The sequence below is a fragment of the Gilliamella sp. Pas-s95 genome, from assembly GCF_009795795.1.
GTDB classification, from domain to species: Bacteria; Pseudomonadota; Gammaproteobacteria; order Enterobacterales; family Orbaceae; genus Gilliamella; species Gilliamella bombicola.
Map to the genome: position 1 here is coordinate 1 of NZ_WTFC01000072.1, position 672 is coordinate 672.

General features: G+C 40.9%; 2 tRNA genes. Both read left to right on the plus strand.

What is annotated here, in order from left to right:
- The first annotated feature begins 100 nt into the window (after positions 1–100).
- Positions 101–177: transfer RNA gene (locus GQ598_RS10880), tRNA-Ile, on the plus strand.
- Positions 178–288: 111 nt separating this feature from the next.
- Positions 289–364 (plus strand) — tRNA-Ala (locus GQ598_RS10885).
- Positions 365–672 lie beyond the last annotated feature (308 nt).

Consider the following 672-nt stretch of genomic DNA (forward strand, 5'->3'; position numbering starts at 1 on the left):
CAAGGTAACCGTAGGGGAACCTGCGGTTGGATCACCTCCTTACGAAGAGCTCGTAAGTGTTCACACAGATTGTTTGTTTAGAAGAAAGAGTCACTTTATTGGGTCTGTAGCTCAGGTGGTTAGAGCGCACCCCTGATAAGGGTGAGGTCGGTGGTTCAAGTCCACTCAGACCCACCAATTCTACTTAACTTTGCGAGTTTAGGCTTGTGTTAATGATGTGAACAGCATAAATTAGCATAACGCAGGTACGTTAAGCGAGTTGGGGAAGTGTAGATGAAGTGAATTATTGGGGCTATAGCTCAGCTGGGAGAGCGCCTGCCTTGCACGCAGGAGGCCAGCGGTTCGATCCCGCTTAGCTCCACCATTAAAGAAATCTCTTTCGTTAGATAATAAAAAATTATGTTTGTATTTACTTATATTTATTGTTAAGTGAATAGAAAGATAAAGCTCTTTAACAATTAGGAACAAGCTGAAAGAAACGAGTTCTCGTTCTTGTGTAGTGCTTTTATTGAGTTATTTAATTAAAAGTTAGCGATAACGTTTAGTTAGGTTGAATTGATAAAGGTTGAGGCATAAAGAAAGAGAAAAAAGCGTAATTAAAACCAAGACAACTGTGAGTTGTAAGGTTAAGAAATTAAGCGTACACGGTGGATGCCTAGGCAATCAGAGGCG